Source organism: Bacteroidota bacterium (assembly GCA_025059945.1).
Classification (GTDB): Bacteria; Bacteroidota; Rhodothermia; order JANXDC01; family JANXDC01; genus JANXDC01.
This window is the reverse complement of the sequence record JANXDC010000004.1, coordinates 78,388-93,465: the sequence shown is the minus strand read 5'-3', so window position 1 is coordinate 93,465 and position 15,078 is coordinate 78,388. Positions and strand designations below refer to the sequence as shown.

Below are 15,078 nucleotides of genomic sequence, written 5' to 3'. Positions count from 1 at the left end.
CAGGCGTAAATCGTATCGGGTTTAGCGCCCCCGGCGCGGAGCGGCCGTCGGGGGACCGAGCGGCCGCGGCGTAAGCACCCTGCCGGGAAGCGCGCCCGTCAGCCGGCCCTCATCGAGCACTGGTACGCCGTTTACGAACACGTATCGGATCCCCTCGGCATGCTGATGGGGATCGAAGAAGGTGGCCTTGTCCTCGATCCGATCCAAATCGAAGATCACCAAATCCGCATAGTAGCCCTCGCGGATGTAGCCGCGATCCTTAAGCCCCAGGATCTGGGCCGGCAGCCCGCTGGAGCTGCGGATGGCCTGCTCCAGGGAGATCACGCCCCAGTCGCGCGCGTAACGGGCGATCTTGCGCGGATAGGTGCCATAGAAACGCGGGTGCACCGCCGGGCCGTCCTCGGGCAGCGCGATGCCGCCGTCTGTGGCCGTGGCCGTCCAGGGCTGCTGCATGTAGAGCCGCACGTCCAGCTCATCCATGGAAAAGCCCCGCATGCGCGCCCCACCAGGCCGATTGAAGCCTTCGCGCTGTATGCGGATGGCCGCCTCCACGGGGGAAAGCCCCCAAGCCCGCGCCACTTCGGCCAGCGATTTGCCGATCAGGGAGGAGTCCGGATACTCGAAAAGCACGATCCGATCCGGCCCTCCGCGGCGTTCGATCTCATGTTGGATATCCGCTCGCAAGGCCTGGCCGCGCTCGGCCAGCGCGCGCTCGAAATGGGCCTTGTAGTCGGGTCGTTGCCCATCGGTGCCCCGAGCTATGCCGGCAAAGACCCAATCCGGAATGAGCACCGTATTGCCATCAGAACCCGAGGTCGTGTAGGTGTACTGATCGGCGTAGATCTGAACCCCCTGTTTGCGGGCCTCATCGATGAGGTAAATTGCCGCTTGACTGGAACCCCAATAGCCGTAGTTTTTGGCCTTGATGTGCGAAGCCACCACGACGGCGCCGGTCTGCCGGCCGATCTCGATCGTCTCTTGCACGGCATCGAGCAACGTAGGTGGACCCGGCGGGTCTTGGCTCGGCCAATACCACATGGGAGTGCGGCCCTCGCTGCGTTCATGGGCGATATAGACGCCCCCATATGGGACGATCTCGCGCACCAAGGCGATGAGCTCATCGGTCGTGCTCCAGCGACCGGGCACGTACTCCAGTCCGGCTGAAAGCCCCCAAGCGCCCTCCTGCATGCCCTGACGCACGAGCGCGCGCATGCGCTCGATCTCCTCCGGGGTGGCCGGCCGTCGGAAATCTTGTCCCATCACCTGCGCGCGCACCGTGCCGTGACCCACAAGCAAGATCGCATTGGGGCCGATTCCGAGCCTTTCCATCTGCGCGCGCTGCTCCTGAATAGGCCAAGGGGAGCGGCCGTCCTGGTTGACGACCACGGTCGTGATCCCCTGGCTGATCAGGTTGGGCCCGCTTCGGCGCCGGGCGTCCTCATGCCGCAGCCCTCGATAGGCCGGGGAGCTATCGTCGGCGTGCGAATGCAGGTCGATAAAGCCCGGGCATACGTACAACCCCGTGGCGTTGATCACCCGGCGGGCCGTAGCGTGCTGAAGATTGCCGATCGCCGCAATTCGGTCCCCACGGATGCCGATGTCCGCGTAAAACCAGGGATTGCCTGTGCCGTCGAGCACGCGCCCGCCGCGGATGAGCACGTCAAACTCTTGCGCCCAGGCGGAGCCGACAAGCAAAGCGCTTGTTAAGAGCCCTAGCCATCGCATAAGATGCCCCTTTCTTGCGTTTCGATGAGGATGATAGGTCAGGGCCCTTCTGGAGGCAACGGCGGAAAAGTGAAAGTTTCGTAACGGCATCGGAAACCCCGTCTCCATGCCGGGCGTTGCCATTCCGTCCCAAAGGAGCTGATCGCGATGCGCACCTACTTGGAACAGGAACCTATCTGCGCTCTGGCCACCGCACCTGGGCAGGGAGCGTTAGCCGTCATTCGCGTCAGCGGCAAGGGGGCGATTGCGCTCGTCGCCTCCCACTTTCAAGGCAAAGACCTGCGCACGGCGCCCAGCCATACGGCGCACTTTGGTCGGATTCTGGATGCGCAGGGTCGCACGATCGACACGGTCGTGGTGACCCTCTTTCGCGCCCCGCGCTCTTACACGGGCGAGGATGTGGTCGAAATCAGCGCCCACGGCGGCTGGCTGGTAAGCCGGCTTATCCTGGAGACGCTGATGGAAGCCGGCTGCCGGCCCGCCGAGCCCGGCGAATTCACGCGGCGAGCCTTCCTGAACGGCAAACTGGACCTGGCGCAGGCGGAAGCCGTTGCCGATCTCATCCAAGCCAGCTCCCGATGGGCGCATCAGGTCTCGATCGCCCATTTAGAGGGGAAGCTATCAGAACGCCTGCGCGGTTTCCGGGACCGGCTGCTGCATCTTGTGGCCATGCTGGAGCTTGAGCTCGATTTCGCCGAGGAGGATGTTGAGTTCGCCGATCGGGCCGAGCTGCTGGCCCTTTTGGAAAGCCTGATGGCGGAGCTTGAGGCGCTGGTCTCCAGTTTCGCCTTGGGACAGGTGATCCGCGAGGGCGTGGTGACCGCGATCGCCGGTCGGCCCAACGCGGGCAAATCGACCCTACTTAATCAACTTGTGGGCCGGGATCGGGCGATCGTCTCCGAGATCCCCGGCACGACGCGCGATCTTATTGAGGAGCAGCTGCAGCTGGACGGGCTGCTGTTTCGGCTCTTTGATACGGCCGGCATCCGGGAAACGGGCGATGTGATCGAGGAGGAAGGCGTGCGCCGCACGCTTCGCATCTTGCAGGAAGCCCACCTGCTGCTCTACGTATACGACGCTACGGTGGGCTGGACGGAGGAGGAGAAGCGGTTTTTGGAGGCCTACCGGCTCCGCCATCCCGAGAAAGCCGTGCTCGTGCTGGCCAATAAGGTCGACCGGTTGCCCCCCGGCTATACGCTTTCCGATGCGACGCATCTGCCCATATCCGCCCAAACGGGCTGGGGCTTGGACCGGCTGCGCCAGGCCATGCGGGAGTGCGTCATAGGCGCAGGGGTCCCACCGGAGGCCTCTGGGGTCATCACCAACGCGCGACACCATGCCGCCCTGCGCCGGGCCCTTGAGGCCCTAAACCAAGCCCAGGAGGCGTTCCGGGCCGGACGTTCCTCGGATCTGCTCGTGGTGCCCCTCAAGGCGGCCCTGCACGAACTGGGCACCATCACAGGCGAGGTGACCACCGAGGATGTGCTTGCGTATATCTTCGCGCGTTTCTGCATCGGCAAATGAAACCGAGGCTCTGGCCATATGGGCCGGCGCTGCTGGCGCTGGGTCTGTACTGCGATCGGCCCATGGTGGAGGTGGCCCCGCCGCAGATCCACGTGCTGGCCCCCGATCCAGCGGAGGTAATACGGACTTCGGAGGTCGAGCTCGTGGTGCGGGCCACGAGCTTTCGGCCCATAGCGGGCCTGTGGGCCAACGGCCAGCCCCTCCTGTACCAGGAGGCCGACCGCAGCTGGCGCGGGCTAATCGCGCTCAGGCCCGGTTTGAACCGAATTCTGCTGGAGGCGGCCGACCGGGAAGGGGTTCGGGCCCGCGACACGCTCCCCCTGCTTCGGGCTAGCCTGTTGGTGCGCCGGGGATCGGACATGCATGGCCCGCGGGCCTTTCATACGGCCACGGTCCTCCCGAGTGGGGAGGTGCTGTTGGCCGGCGGATTTGCCGACATGGAGGAAGAGGCCCTGCGGACGGCCGAGCGCTACGACCCCCGAACCGGCCGGAGTCGGCCTACGGCGGAGCCCATGCGCGTCGGCCGGGCCGGGCACGTAGCGCTTCAGCTCCCGGACGGACGCGTGCTTCTTATGGGCGGTGTGCGGCGTTATCCCCCTCGCACAGGCGCCGATTTCGTGCAGGAGGTCGAGCTGTACGATCCGCAAACGGACTCGTTTCGGCTGGTGCCCACAAGCGGCTATCCCGTGGATCGAGCTTTTTTCGACGCGGTCTGGTATCCGCACCCCAGCGGACCTTATGTGTGGACGTTCGGCGGTTGGGGAGACTTAAGCCCCGCCTCGCCGACGTTTCTGCTGGGCATCCGCCAGGACGGTCGGTTTTATCTCTTCCGCAACGACTCTCTTTTGCTTTACGGCGCAAGCGGCTCCCCCTTGTATCTGGAGCCCTCCTTTGGGCACAGCTTGGTCGCGTTTCGCGATCGGCTCTACGGGCTGTTTAACACCGCCTTTTACGCCTCCGGGGCCGCCTCGCAAAACCGGCTGCTGGATCTGTCGCGGGTCCGCACGAGCCCGCTTACGGGCTTCCGACGGGAGCGCACCTGGCATGCTGCGGCCGAGCTAAAAGACGACCTCTGGCTCGTGGCCGGAGGGGCTAGCCTATCCGGAACGGCCCCTCGCGCGTTTCTGGGCACGCTGGAGCTTTTCAGCTTTGAAGTCCAGCGCTTTTACTTGTATCCGGAACCGCTTTTTCTGGCCCGGGCGGGCCTGCGTGCAACAAAACTGGCCGACGCCCGAATAATGCTCTCAGGCGGCTGGTCCGCTTACGGGGTTAGCCGCGCTGTGGAGTGGATCGCACTGCTTCCGTAGAGTTACATAGATGCGCCCACTGGACTACCTGTTGCGGCTTGTGGTGATCGCCCTAGTGGCCGCGCTGGCCATTGGGCTCCTGGGCCTGCTCTTTCAGATCGGGCTGGGCCTGCTTCGGCTGGCCTTCCGGATCTTCCTTTTTCTCTTGATCCTGGCCGTTGTGCTGCGTATCCTAGCCGCGCTGCGGCGCTAAAAGGCGCATGCGCCATGAGGCGGCTGATTGTGCTGTTGGCGCTCCTCTGTCTATCGGCTTCCCTTCACGCCCAGGGCTTCCGGATCTGGAACGGGCGCAATCATCCGGAGCTGCGCTGGCAAAAACTTGAAACCCCGCATTTTCGGATCGTCTACCCGGAACACCTGACCGCCCTGGCCTTGCCCACGGCGGCGATCGCCGAAAGCACCCGATCGGCCCTTGTTCGCGCCCTGGGCTTTGCCCCGCGGCGCAAGCTAGGGGTCTATCTAATCGACTCGGATGAGATCGCAAACGGCTACGCAAGCCCAACGGGCAACGCCTTCATCTGGGCGCATGCCCTGGATGCGGCAGAGCTTTTTAGCGGCCCCGAGAAGTGGCTGCGCAAGGTCGTTGCCCACGAGGTCGCGCACCTGATGCACTTTGAGGCCACGCGCACGCGGCTGGGCCTATGGGGCTACGTGCTGGGCCGGCCCCTGCCAAGGGCCTTCGCCGAAGGCCTGGCGCAGTACTGGACCGAATCCTGGGACGCGCTGCGAGGCGACCTCTGGCTGCGCACGGCGGCCATGGACGGACGGCTTTCGTATGCCGACGGCCGATCGGCTTGGAGCGGACGCCTGCTGTACGCCGTCGGCCATAGCCAAATTCGCTACCTGGCCCAACAGAGGGGAGATTCGGCCATAGCGCGCCTGCTGAAATGGCGCAGCCGATGGGGCCTATACGACTTCCCGAGCGCCTTTCGGACCGCTACAGGTCTTAGTCCGGCCCAGTTCGAAGAGGAATGGCGCCGCGCTGTGCTGCGCTACTACAACGCGCAGGCGGCCGTCCACGATGCGCTCCCCAGAGGGCGGCAAGATCGCTGGACGCTTGGGCCGCGCTATGTTCATCAGGTGCGCTACAGCCGCGACACGCAATGGGTGGCACTTACGGGGCTGTGGGACCTGGACCGTCCGAATCGGGGCCTATGGGTTCGACGCACCCAGCGGGGATCCCGGTTTCGGCTGCTCGCGATGGGCGTGGAGCCGCATTTTGCCCTGCATCCGGAGGGCCGTGCGGTCGTATACGCCCGATTCGTGCGCGGCGCACATGGCGAGCTTGTGCGCGACCTTTTCGCAACCGAGCTCGCCACAGGCCGCACGCAGCGGCTGACGCGCAACGCGCGAGCGGCCCACCCAGACTGGTCTCCGGACGGATCCTGGATCGTCTACGTGCGAGCCGAGGGCCCGGCGGCCAACCTATGGCGGATCCGCGCGGATGGCACCCAGGAGGAACCGCTTACGCGCTTTCAAGACGAAACGCAGTGCCTGCATCCGCGCTGGTCGCCCGACGGACGCCGGATAGCCTTCACGCTTTTTGATGCGGCCGGAAACCGGGACATCGCCGTGCTGGACCTTGAGCGACGGCTCGTGTTCGTGCTGACCTCGGATGCAGCCGACGACCGGGGGCCCGTCTGGTCCCCCGATGGACGCTGGATCGCCTTCACCTCCTTCCGGGACGCCATACCCAACGTCTACCGCATCTGCTCAGACGGCGCCGCAAAACCGGAGGCGCTCACCCGCTTCGCCTACGGCACTCAGGTGCAGGCTTGGCTGCCCTCCGGAGAGCTTGTGCTCATCGTGACGGCCTCCAAGGAGTACGATCGCGTCTATCGCCTCCAGCCCAGCGCTGCACCACCAGGGACCGCCTCGGACTCCATCGGGATGCGGGTTCTGTCGCGTTTGGGGGCCTGGACGAAACGTCGTCCGCCTGTGCCGCTTGCGAGCTCGCCGCCAAGAGCCGATTCGGGCCTTGTGCGAACGCAGGGCCCGTATGTGAGCTGGCGTCACGTGCAACCCGTTCTAAGTGGGCTTCTGCCCTGGTACGGGTCAAACCGCCACTGGGGGCTAGCCGGGCTTTCCCTCTGGATGGAGCCCCTGGGCAAGCACATGCTGCTGGGGGCCTTCGTCCTGAACGCGGCCCGACCGGGCCGGTCTAGCTTTCTGTTGGCCTACGAAAACGCACAGCTAGAGCCTACGATCGCGATCTCCGCGGGGCGTCTGCCCAGCTACCTTAGCCTGTCGCCGGATGGGAAACTTGAGCTCGAAGAGGCCACGCAGCTGGAGCTGGATCTAAGCTGGCCCGTAAACGCGCTTGAGACCCCCCCGCGACGAGCGGCCTGGGGCCTTCGGCTGCGCCACGTCCGCTACGAAGTTCGCACCCCAGAGATTTTCCTTCGCTGGCCGGAGCCCATTCGGCCCCAAGACGGCTCCGCAAGCGAGCTCATCCTCTGGGGGATGGTGCGCTCAGAGGAACCCTACCGATTGGCCTCTGTTCTGCCCCAACGCGCCTACGGCTTAAAGTTAGCCTATCGCCTTTCGGCCCCCCTACTGGGCGGCACCTCCAATCGATTTCGCGTAGACGCGGACGCCTTTCTTTCCCACCCCGTGGGAGGCGGCTGGGTGCTCTACGGTCGAATCCTAGGCGCCTACCGCGCGGGCGCCGATCTGCCTCGGGAGTACATCGGCTTTAGCCGGGGCGACTACGTCACGATCCAGCCCCCCTCCTCTATCTGGCCGGCGCGGGGGCCCGCCGGAGGCACCTTCTTTTGGCGGCCCCGCGTGCGCGGTTACCGGGCCTTCGCCTACGGAGATCGGCTCTTTTTCGGCACCCTGGAGGCGCGGCGTCTGCTGCTGCCTCACCTGCAGAGCGTCCTTTTGGGACTTGCGCAGCTAGGCGGACTAAGCGGGGCGCTCTTCTGGGAGGCCGGATCCGTTTGGGACCGCTATGGAAGCCCGGTGAGCCGGCGCGCGGGAACGGGCTTGGAGCTAAAGAACGAGCTCCGATTGGGCGCTTTTGCGCTTACGCACGCCTTCGGGGTGGCTTGGGCGCTTGCGGGGGAGAAGGGCGCGCGGTCTCGGGAACTTTACTACCGCGTGCAGGCGAGTCTTCCGGTCTGGTAACCTAGGACCCGGCTCGATACCGGGCCGCGTAGCGCACGTAGTTTTCGGCCGCCTGTTCTAGCTCCGCCCGTTCCTGCTCCGTAAGCGGCCGCACGACGCGAGCCGGAACCCCCAACATCAGATGTCCGGCGGGCACGCGCATGCCGGGTGGCACCAGGGCGCCTGCACCGATCAGGCAATGGTGTTCCACATAGGCCCCATCGAGCACGGTCGCGTGCATGCCCACGAGCACGCAGTCTTCGATCACGCAGCCGTGCAGCACGGCGCTGTGTCCTACAGTGACGCGGCTGCCCACCACAAGCGGCCAGCGCCGATGCGTTACATGCAGCAGACAAAGGTCTTGGATGTTCGTCCGCTCCCCGATGCGGATCTCGTGCACATCACCCCGGATTACGGCGTTGTACCAAACGGAGCTATAGGCGCCGATCTCGACGTCGCCGATGATCCGCACCCCTTCGGCCAGGTAAACCGTGGGATGCAGCCGAGGCCAGCGGCCCTCAAAAGATTCGATTGTGACCCCTGCCGGCGCCTTCATGGCGCCCTCGGGGGATTCCAGCTGCCGCGCTTCCATCGGATGAGCTCCACGGTAACATGTCCTACGATCACAGACAGCCGGGCCCGCAAGGGCACGCGGGCCTCATCGGCAGAAAACCAGCCTTCATACGGCCCCTTAAAGCCCAATAGACCTTCGAAATGGGCGATCCCCTCAAGACGCCAGGCTGCCACAGGATACGGCGCGGCGGGTATCCGCACCGCGCAGCGCTCAGGTTGCGGTTCCATCTCCGTTACACCAAAGCGGTAACTCACCCATGTGGGCTCTTCGTAGCGCGCCTCTGAGCCCACGATGAAGCGCGTAAAGAAAAACGTGCTGATTCCGTCCTGCCCCCGCTCTCCCAGCGGGAAAGTGCGCGTCTCGGATCCGTTGCGCGCCGAGCGCCTCCAGGTCGTGGCGCGACGGCGGGCGTAGTCGAAACGATACTCCGAGAGCAAGCTGTCTCCCGTATCCCGCTCCTGAGCCCAGAAGTAGCGGCTGCGCAGAAGCGAACCCACGCGCTCAAAGTATGAATGATACACGCCGTTGATGTCCACGAGCGCCGATACGGCGGGCGCGGACCGAATCTCCGTACTGGCGTAGTACACCGGAGATCCTTCAAAAGCCGCAAGGCCGTGCAGCCGAACCGTAATCCAACCCAACGTGATCGGCCCCCAGCGAACACGATAGACAAGTTCTTCCCCCGGCCAGAGGATATCGGCTGGCTTCGTCTCCGGGGACACCAGAGTGCCCATTGATATGGCCAACAGCCACCCCCACATGCTACCCAAACCGCCCGGGCTCGCCTGCGAAGATACCGGCCCCCTTATGTCCGGACAACGTTCCCTTTTCGGGCCCCGATGGCGTATCTTGAGGCGCCAAAGGGAGAGCGGGCGGCGATGCGGATCGGGGTGCTTTTCGGCGGGGTCTCGGTTGAGCACGAGGTCTCGATCTTAACGGGCCTTCAGGCCCTTTACGGGCTTCAGCAAACCGTCCATGCGGCCTATCCCGTGTACATCGACAAACAGGGCCATTGGTACACGGGTCCTGCGCTGGCGGAGCTGGAAAGTTTTCAGCAGATCGAGGCGATACCCCGCAGGGCCACGCGCGTAGCCCCGGTGCGTACTTCAGAGGGTCGCGTGGTGCTCGAGGAGCTGCCTGCCCCCCGCTGGCGCCGACCGCGGCGATGGCCCCTCGATATGGCCCTGCTGGCGTTGCACGGCGGCGAGGGGGAAAACGGGGGCCTTCAGGGGCTGCTGGAGACCCTCGACGTGCCCTACACGGGTAGCGGCGTGCTCGGCTCGGCTCTGGGCATGGACAAGGTGCTGACCAAGTTCGTCTGCCTGGCCAACGGCCTGCCCGTGTTGCCCTTCGTCTGGTTCCGAGAACGGGATTGGGAGCAAAACCCCGTGCGCTGGACGGCCGAGGCCGAGCGCTTGGGCTATCCGCTTGTGGTCAAGCCCGCTCGGCTCGGATCCAGCATCGGAGTGCGGCGCGTAACGGACCGCCCCTCTCTGGAAGAGGCCGTAGAGCAGGCTTTCGGCTTCGATGATAAGGTTCTTATCGAGACGGCCCTCCTAGAACGCCAGGAGATAAACTGCGCCGTGCTGGGGACTCCGGAAGAGGCCCTACCTTCGGTCTGCGAAGAGCCCGTAGGGGCCGATGAAGTGCTCTCGTATGCGGATAAGTACTTGCGCGGCGATGCGCGCAAGGGCATGGCCGGAGCGCAGCGGCGCATCCCGGCGCCCATATCGGAGGCGCTTGCGCGTCGGATTCAAGAACTAGCCGTGCAGGTCTTCCGGCTTTTTGAGCTTTCCGGCACCGCGCGCGTGGATTTCCTAATCGACCGGGCCACGGAAACGGTATACGTAAACGAAGTCAACACCATTCCGGGCTCGCTGGCCTTCTATCTTTGGGAGCGCTCCGGCGTGCCGCTTCCGGAGCTGCTAGAGCGCCTGATTCGAATTGGCCTAGAGCGTTATCGCGTTAAGCACACGCGCACGCGCTCCTATGCGACTAACCTGCTAGCCAAGCGGAGTCAAGAGGGGCTTAAGCTGCTAAAGGGGCCATAAAATAAGGATGAGAGCACCTTCTCCTGAAGGGAGAAAAGCGCTCTCACCCCAAGGAGACCACCAAGCGTCAGGAAAGTACGATCACGCCCCATGTCTTGTCAAGCATCGGAGAGCTTACACATGCAGACGAGCTTTAGGGCCCGCGTAGACGTGCTGCGCCAAGCGGAGCTCAGCCTCGGAGCGCAGGCTCTGGGCGTGGTGGGGTTTGCCCTGCTAACCGCCTTGGGGGCCAAAGTGCGCCTTTATCTGTGGGAGGTGCCCTTTACGCTGCAGACCCTCGGCATGTTGGGGGCGGGGCTCTTTCTTGGGCCCCGAAACGGGTTGCTGTCGCAGACGTTGTATCTCGGCCTGGGCCTGTTTTTGCCCGTGTTCGCCGGATCCGGATATGGGCCCGGCTACCTATTGGGGGCCACAGGGGGGTATCTGTTGGCCTTTCCGCTTGCCGCCTACGTCGTGGGCCGCTTAACGCAGACGCAGCGCTCCTGGTCGGCTTGCTTGGTCGCACTCCTTGCGGGAGGGGCGATCGTTTTCGGAATTGGCCTGCCGTGGCTGCACTGGGCTGCGGGACACGCTAGCTGGTCGGAGACGCTCCACAAGGGCCTGCTGCCGTTTCTACCCTGGGAGGCCACCAAGTGGCTCCTGCTTAGCTCTCTGTACCGAGCCCTGCGTAGTTGGAGGTGAATCGCGCTTATCCGAGCCTGCTGATCGGGTGGGTCCTGCTTGGGCTCGGATCTCCCGTAGGTTCAGCTTGGGCGCAGCCGCGTTCGATCTTAGAGGACACGCTCTTTACGCGCCAGGTGCGCCTCGGGCTAGATCGGCTCTACAATTTGGACTTCAGCGGAGCCCAAGCGGCCTTTGAGCCGATTCTGCGGCGCTATCCCCAACATCCCGTGCGCGCCTTTCTGCCGGGCCTCATGGTTTGGTGGCGGGTCCTGCTGGAGCTGGATGTGAGCACCGCGCACGATGAGGCCTTCTTTCGGCAGATGGACGAAACGGCGCGCCTGGCCGAGACCCGGCTGCGAAAAGATCCCAACGATCCGGATGGGCTCTTTTACCGCAGCACGGCCTTGGGCCTCAAGGCTCGTCTGCTGGCGAATCGGGACCGCTGGTTAGCCTCCCTGTGGGAGGGACGCAAGGCGCTGGGTGATCTTTTTCGGCTGCTGCGCGTGGACTCCCAAAACGTCGACTTGCGCTTGGGGCTAGGGCTGTATCGCTACTACGCCGAGGCGATCCCGGACCGCTACCCCGTCACACGGCCTTTTGTGTGGCTGCTCCCCTACCCGGGCAACCGCCAGCAGGGACTGGGAGACCTGGAATGGGTCGCCCGCCATGGGCTATATACGCGCACCGAGGCGGCCTATTTCCTGACTATGATCTTTATCGAATACGAGCAAACCCCGGCGCGCGCCCTGCCGTATGTGCGCGCGCTCCGGCAGCAATATCCGCACAACGCCCTCTTCCACCGCCTGGAGGCCTATGTGCTGCTCTCGAGCGGAGATTGGCATACGGCCGCCGCAAGCTATCAAGGGATACTGGAGCGCTACGCGCAGCGCCGCATGGGCTATCACGCGCGCCTGGCGCAAGAGGCGCACTATCAGTTGGGACAAATCGCGCTGCGCCTGGGGCGCCTAGATGAGGCCCTAGAGGGCTTCCGAGCAGCCGAGCGGTTGGCTCTTGAGACGGAACCCGCTTCCCCGTACCTCATCCTATCCCGGCTGCATCAGGGCATGACGCTTGACCTCATGGGCCGCCGCCAAGAGGCTATCTTGCGCTATCGGGCCGTGCTCGAGATGCCCGATCAGGCTGGAGCGCACCGACGCGCCCGCCGCTATCTACGTCAACCATACGGAGATGGCTAGGCGATCGGGGGTAAAATTTCACCTCGCCTCCGCTTGCAAAGAGACCACCGCCTGTGTAGCATTGAGCCGACGAGCTCATTAGGAGGTAGCGCATGATCCCACAGCGCATTCTGGTTCCGACGGACCTATCCGAGAACGCCGCGCGCGCCTATCCCTATGCCCGAGCCCTGGCCGAACGATTCGGATCGCGCCTGGACGTAGTGCACATCATCCCCTCCACGGATGAGCTGTCCCTGCTGCTTGCGCGCTCCGGCGCACCCTTTGAACAAACAAAAGAGCTCTACACGATGCTGCAAGCCGAACGGCAGGCTCAACTGGAGGCGATCGCCCAGGAGGCCTTCGGAGATCTATTGGGGGAGATTCGGATCAGCCTAGGACGGCCCTTTGAGGCGCTCTTGGAGAGCATCAACTCGGGCCGTTACGAGCTGGTCGTGCTCAGCACCCGTGGAGCGGGAAACGTCCCCGTGGGAGCGGGGGCTACGGCCGAACGGATTCTACGACGTGCGCAGGTGCCCGTATTCGCCGTGCCCGCCGACGCCCCCGAAACGCCACGCTGGGAGCGCATTCTCTATCCCACGGACTTTTCGGAGGTCTCCCGCGCCGCCTTGCCGTGGGCCCTGTTGCTGGCGGAGGCCTTTGGGAGCACGCTCGTCGTCTTCCACATGCTGTATCTGGGCGAAGACCCGCAGGTGATCGAAAAGGCCCCTTCCGAGGCGGAACTAGAGGCCATGCGCCAACGGCTGCATGCGCATCTGGGGACCGTTCATCCCCTGGAGTCCGAGGACAGCATCCGACGCACAGCCGAGTCGGCCCCGGTGCGCCTTGAACGCGTGCTCGTGCGGGGCTATGCAGCTTATGATGAGATCTTGCAATATGCGGAGGAGCAGGCCGATGCGATCGTGATGGCCACCCACGGACGCACAGGACTAGCGCATCTGCTTTTGGGCAGCACGGCCGAAAAGGTGCTCCACCATAGCCGAAAGCCCGTGTTGGTCATCCGTCCGGAGCGCTTTCGCTCCTAGACCACCGCCACGGGGCCCGACGCATCGCCTCCACGTCGGGAGAGCCGGTGAGGAACATAGCCGCGCGCAGCTGCCAAAGGAGCTGCTCCGCATAACGCTCTAGCTCCCCACGACCGCCGCGAGCCAAGGCGAGCAAAAACGGGCGGGCGATGCCGACCAAATGAGCCCCCAGGGCCAAGCATTTGGCGACCTCCAGCCCGTTGGTGATGCCTCCGGAGGCGATTACCGTAACGTTCGCATCCACAACCTTGAGCACCTCTTGAAGCGCTAATGCCGTGGGGATGCCCCATTCGCGGAAGACCCAGCCAGGCTCTTCCGGGGCGTTGCGCCGCAGGAGCTCCACCGCCGCCCAGCTCGTGCCCCCAGCCCCGGAGACATCTAAGATCCGAACCCCCACCTCCACCAAGCGACGGGCCACGGCGCCAGACAGCCCCGCACCGGTCTCCTTAACAATAACGGGCACTGGAAGCGCGTGCACCAGCCGCTCCAGGCCCCGCAAGACGCCCCGAAAGCGAGGACACCCTTCGGGCTGCAGCAACTCCTGCAGGGGATTCAGGTGCACAGCCAGGGCGTCGGCTCCGATTTCCTCCACCAACCGACGAGCCTGGTGTTCCAGAAGCCCTTGGGCCACCTCGGCCGCCCCGATGTTGCCGATCAGCGGGATCGAGGGGGCCCGGCGGCGCACGACCCGAAACGTCTCCCACTGGGCGGGGTCCTCCAAAGCGACCCGCTGGCTGCCGACTCCAAGCGGAAGCCGCTTCGCCTCACAGAACTCAGCCAGCTGCTCGTTGATCGTGCCCCCGTCGGAGAACCCTCCCGTCATGGCGGAGACCAGCACAGGCATGCTGATGGACCGACCTAAGAACTGAACCTCGGTGCACACCTCCTCGAAGTCCAGCTCCGGCAGCGCACAATGCAACAACTCCACCTGCTCCAGCCCGGTTGTCTTTGTGTAAGCCACCGGACCTGACAGGCATAGCTGTACGTGATCGGCCTTTCGAGCCGAAATAGAGCGCGGCGAATCCACAGCTGCCCGCCTTTTTTACGTGGCGGCTAACGCCGGGCGCCCCTCCAAGAGTTTCACGATGCGCCGATGGACCTCCTCCACCTCTCCGACGCCGTTGATACGGTGCAAAAGCCCCTGTGCTTCGTAGTACGCTTTTACGGGCTTGGTCTGCGCCTCGTACACGGATAAACGCCGGGCGATGGCCTCAGGTCGATCATCTGGGCGTTGTGCGATCGGGCCTCGGGCGCAAGCCAGACAACGGCCATCTGGAGGCGGAGGACGAAAAAGGAGGTGATAATTTTCCCCGCAATGCTCGCACACTCGACGTTGCGACAAGCGGCGGATGATCTCCTCGGCGGGAACCTCTAGGCTGATCACAGCCTGCAGGCTCAGCCCAATCCGGTCCAACAGCTGATCCAGCGCTGCAGCCTGAGCCACGGTCCGGGGAAAACCGTCCAGGATAAAGCGCCCGTTTTCGAGCTGTTCCAAGCGGCGCTCCACCATGCCGATCACGATCTCATCGGGCACGAGCATACCCTGCTCCATGTAGCGACGAGCCTGCCGGCCCAAAGGCGTATCGTGATGCACCTCCTCCCGAAGCATGTCGCCGGTAGCGATGACAGCGGCTTGATAACGCTCCCGAAGCAGCTTCGACTGGGTCCCCTTGCCTACTCCGGGGGGACCAAACAACACCATCCGCATGCGCGCTTCCTTACCCGTGACGCCGCGACTGGGAACACGACCCGACCGTGTACCAGGCGATGATGGACTGTCGAAAAATACAGAACCCAAAGGGCTGGCGCAATGCAAAGATCCCATGAAAAGCGCAGATCGGGTTCCGCACCCGGCCGGAACCCGATCTGCCTCTCCACATGCCCCCAAACCCCACCGGGAGTGCCGGC

13 protein-coding genes are annotated in these 15,078 nt (G+C 64.4%); 8 read left to right on the top strand and 5 right to left on the bottom strand.

The annotated features are described in order from the left end of the window. Positions 1-21: 21 nt before the first annotated feature. Entirely contained in the window at positions 22-1,725 is a 1,704-nt protein-coding gene (locus NZ993_02290) for a D-aminoacylase (GenBank protein ID MCS7154627.1), read from the bottom strand. A gap of 147 nt (positions 1,726-1,872) precedes the next feature. On the opposite strand from NZ993_02290, the gene mnmE reads away from it, so the two are divergent. From mnmE to NZ993_02270, 4 genes are read left to right on the top strand one after another with little or no spacing between them, the layout of a single operon-like run. Continuing rightward, complete coding sequence (gene mnmE, locus NZ993_02285) at positions 1,873-3,249, top strand: tRNA uridine-5-carboxymethylaminomethyl(34) synthesis GTPase MnmE (GenBank protein ID MCS7154626.1); 1,377 nt, start codon at positions 1,873-1,875, stop codon at positions 3,247-3,249. Then, the gene (locus tag NZ993_02280) at positions 3,246-4,556 is read left to right on the top strand and encodes a kelch motif-containing protein (GenBank protein MCS7154625.1); all 1,311 of its coding nucleotides are present in this window, start codon (positions 3,246-3,248) and stop codon (positions 4,554-4,556) included. The genes mnmE and NZ993_02280 overlap by 4 nt, the downstream gene beginning before the upstream one ends. A 10-nt stretch (positions 4,557-4,566) precedes the next feature. Then, the gene (locus NZ993_02275) at positions 4,567-4,749 is read left to right on the top strand and encodes a hypothetical protein (GenBank protein MCS7154624.1); all 183 of its coding nucleotides are present in this window, start codon (positions 4,567-4,569) and stop codon (positions 4,747-4,749) included. A gap of 14 nt (positions 4,750-4,763) precedes the next feature. Then, positions 4,764-7,685, top strand: coding sequence for a hypothetical protein (locus NZ993_02270; protein MCS7154623.1), 2,922 nt, complete (start codon positions 4,764-4,766; stop codon positions 7,683-7,685). Between the two features lies 1 nt (position 7,686). On the opposite strand, the gene NZ993_02265 is transcribed toward NZ993_02270, so the two are convergent. Together NZ993_02265 and NZ993_02260 are read right to left on the bottom strand one after the other, a co-directional pair. After that, positions 7,687-8,256: a gamma carbonic anhydrase family protein gene (locus tag NZ993_02265; GenBank protein ID MCS7154622.1), complete on the bottom strand. Its 570-nt coding sequence runs from the start codon at positions 8,254-8,256 to the stop codon at positions 7,687-7,689. Further along, entirely contained in the window at positions 8,217-8,999 is a 783-nt protein-coding gene (locus NZ993_02260) for a DUF3108 domain-containing protein (protein MCS7154621.1), read from the bottom strand. Before NZ993_02260 ends, NZ993_02265 begins: the two co-directional genes overlap by 40 nt. A gap of 117 nt (positions 9,000-9,116) precedes the next feature. Between NZ993_02260 and NZ993_02255 the strand changes: the two genes are divergently transcribed. The 4 genes from NZ993_02255 to NZ993_02240 all read left to right on the top strand — a co-directional run bounded on the left by NZ993_02255 (position 9,117) and on the right by NZ993_02240 (position 13,170). Further along, positions 9,117-10,289, top strand: coding sequence for a D-alanine--D-alanine ligase (locus NZ993_02255; protein MCS7154620.1), 1,173 nt, complete (start codon positions 9,117-9,119; stop codon positions 10,287-10,289). Positions 10,290-10,409: 120 nt separating this feature from the next. Continuing rightward, positions 10,410-10,970, top strand: coding sequence for a biotin transporter BioY (locus NZ993_02250; protein ID MCS7154619.1), 561 nt, complete (start codon positions 10,410-10,412; stop codon positions 10,968-10,970). Beyond that, positions 10,967-12,148 carry a tetratricopeptide repeat protein gene (locus tag NZ993_02245; GenBank protein MCS7154618.1) on the top strand — a complete coding sequence of 394 codons (1,182 nt, stop codon included), beginning with the start codon at positions 10,967-10,969 and terminating at the stop codon, positions 12,146-12,148. Before NZ993_02250 ends, NZ993_02245 begins: the two co-directional genes overlap by 4 nt. A gap of 92 nt (positions 12,149-12,240) precedes the next feature. Next, positions 12,241-13,170, top strand: coding sequence for a universal stress protein (locus tag NZ993_02240; protein ID MCS7154617.1), 930 nt, complete (start codon positions 12,241-12,243; stop codon positions 13,168-13,170). Here NZ993_02240 and fni read toward each other — a convergent pair. Together fni and NZ993_02230 are read right to left on the bottom strand one after the other, a co-directional pair. After that, complete coding sequence (fni, locus tag NZ993_02235; protein MCS7154616.1) at positions 13,142-14,197, bottom strand: type 2 isopentenyl-diphosphate Delta-isomerase; 1,056 nt, start codon at positions 14,195-14,197, stop codon at positions 13,142-13,144. The two genes, NZ993_02240 and fni, sit on opposite strands and share 29 nt — an antisense overlap. A 15-nt stretch (positions 14,198-14,212) precedes the next feature. Next, positions 14,213-14,878, bottom strand: a complete 666-nt coding sequence (locus tag NZ993_02230; protein ID MCS7154615.1) for an adenylate kinase — start codon at positions 14,876-14,878, stop codon at positions 14,213-14,215. Between the last annotated feature and the right edge of the window lie 200 nt (positions 14,879-15,078).

What these genes read in the sequence shown, in the direction of transcription:
- NZ993_02290 (MCS7154627.1), bottom strand. Translation starts at nt 1,725, where the DNA reads ATGCGATGGCTAGGGCTCTTAACAAGCGCTTTGCTTGTCGGCTCCGCC.
- mnmE (MCS7154626.1), top strand. Translation starts at nt 1,873, where the DNA reads ATGCGCACCTACTTGGAACAGGAACCTATCTGCGCTCTGGCCACCGCA.
- NZ993_02280 (MCS7154625.1), top strand. Translation starts at nt 3,246, where the DNA reads ATGAAACCGAGGCTCTGGCCATATGGGCCGGCGCTGCTGGCGCTGGGT.
- NZ993_02275 (MCS7154624.1), top strand. Translation starts at nt 4,567, where the DNA reads ATGCGCCCACTGGACTACCTGTTGCGGCTTGTGGTGATCGCCCTAGTG.
- NZ993_02270 (MCS7154623.1), top strand. Translation starts at nt 4,764, where the DNA reads ATGAGGCGGCTGATTGTGCTGTTGGCGCTCCTCTGTCTATCGGCTTCC.
- NZ993_02265 (MCS7154622.1), bottom strand. Translation starts at nt 8,256, where the DNA reads ATGGAAGCGCGGCAGCTGGAATCCCCCGAGGGCGCCATGAAGGCGCCG.
- NZ993_02260 (MCS7154621.1), bottom strand. Translation starts at nt 8,999, where the DNA reads ATGTGGGGGTGGCTGTTGGCCATATCAATGGGCACTCTGGTGTCCCCG.
- NZ993_02255 (MCS7154620.1), top strand. Translation starts at nt 9,117, where the DNA reads ATGCGGATCGGGGTGCTTTTCGGCGGGGTCTCGGTTGAGCACGAGGTC.
- NZ993_02250 (MCS7154619.1), top strand. Translation starts at nt 10,410, where the DNA reads ATGCAGACGAGCTTTAGGGCCCGCGTAGACGTGCTGCGCCAAGCGGAG.
- NZ993_02240 (MCS7154617.1), top strand. Translation starts at nt 12,241, where the DNA reads ATGATCCCACAGCGCATTCTGGTTCCGACGGACCTATCCGAGAACGCC.
- NZ993_02230 (MCS7154615.1), bottom strand. Translation starts at nt 14,878, where the DNA reads ATGCGGATGGTGTTGTTTGGTCCCCCCGGAGTAGGCAAGGGGACCCAG.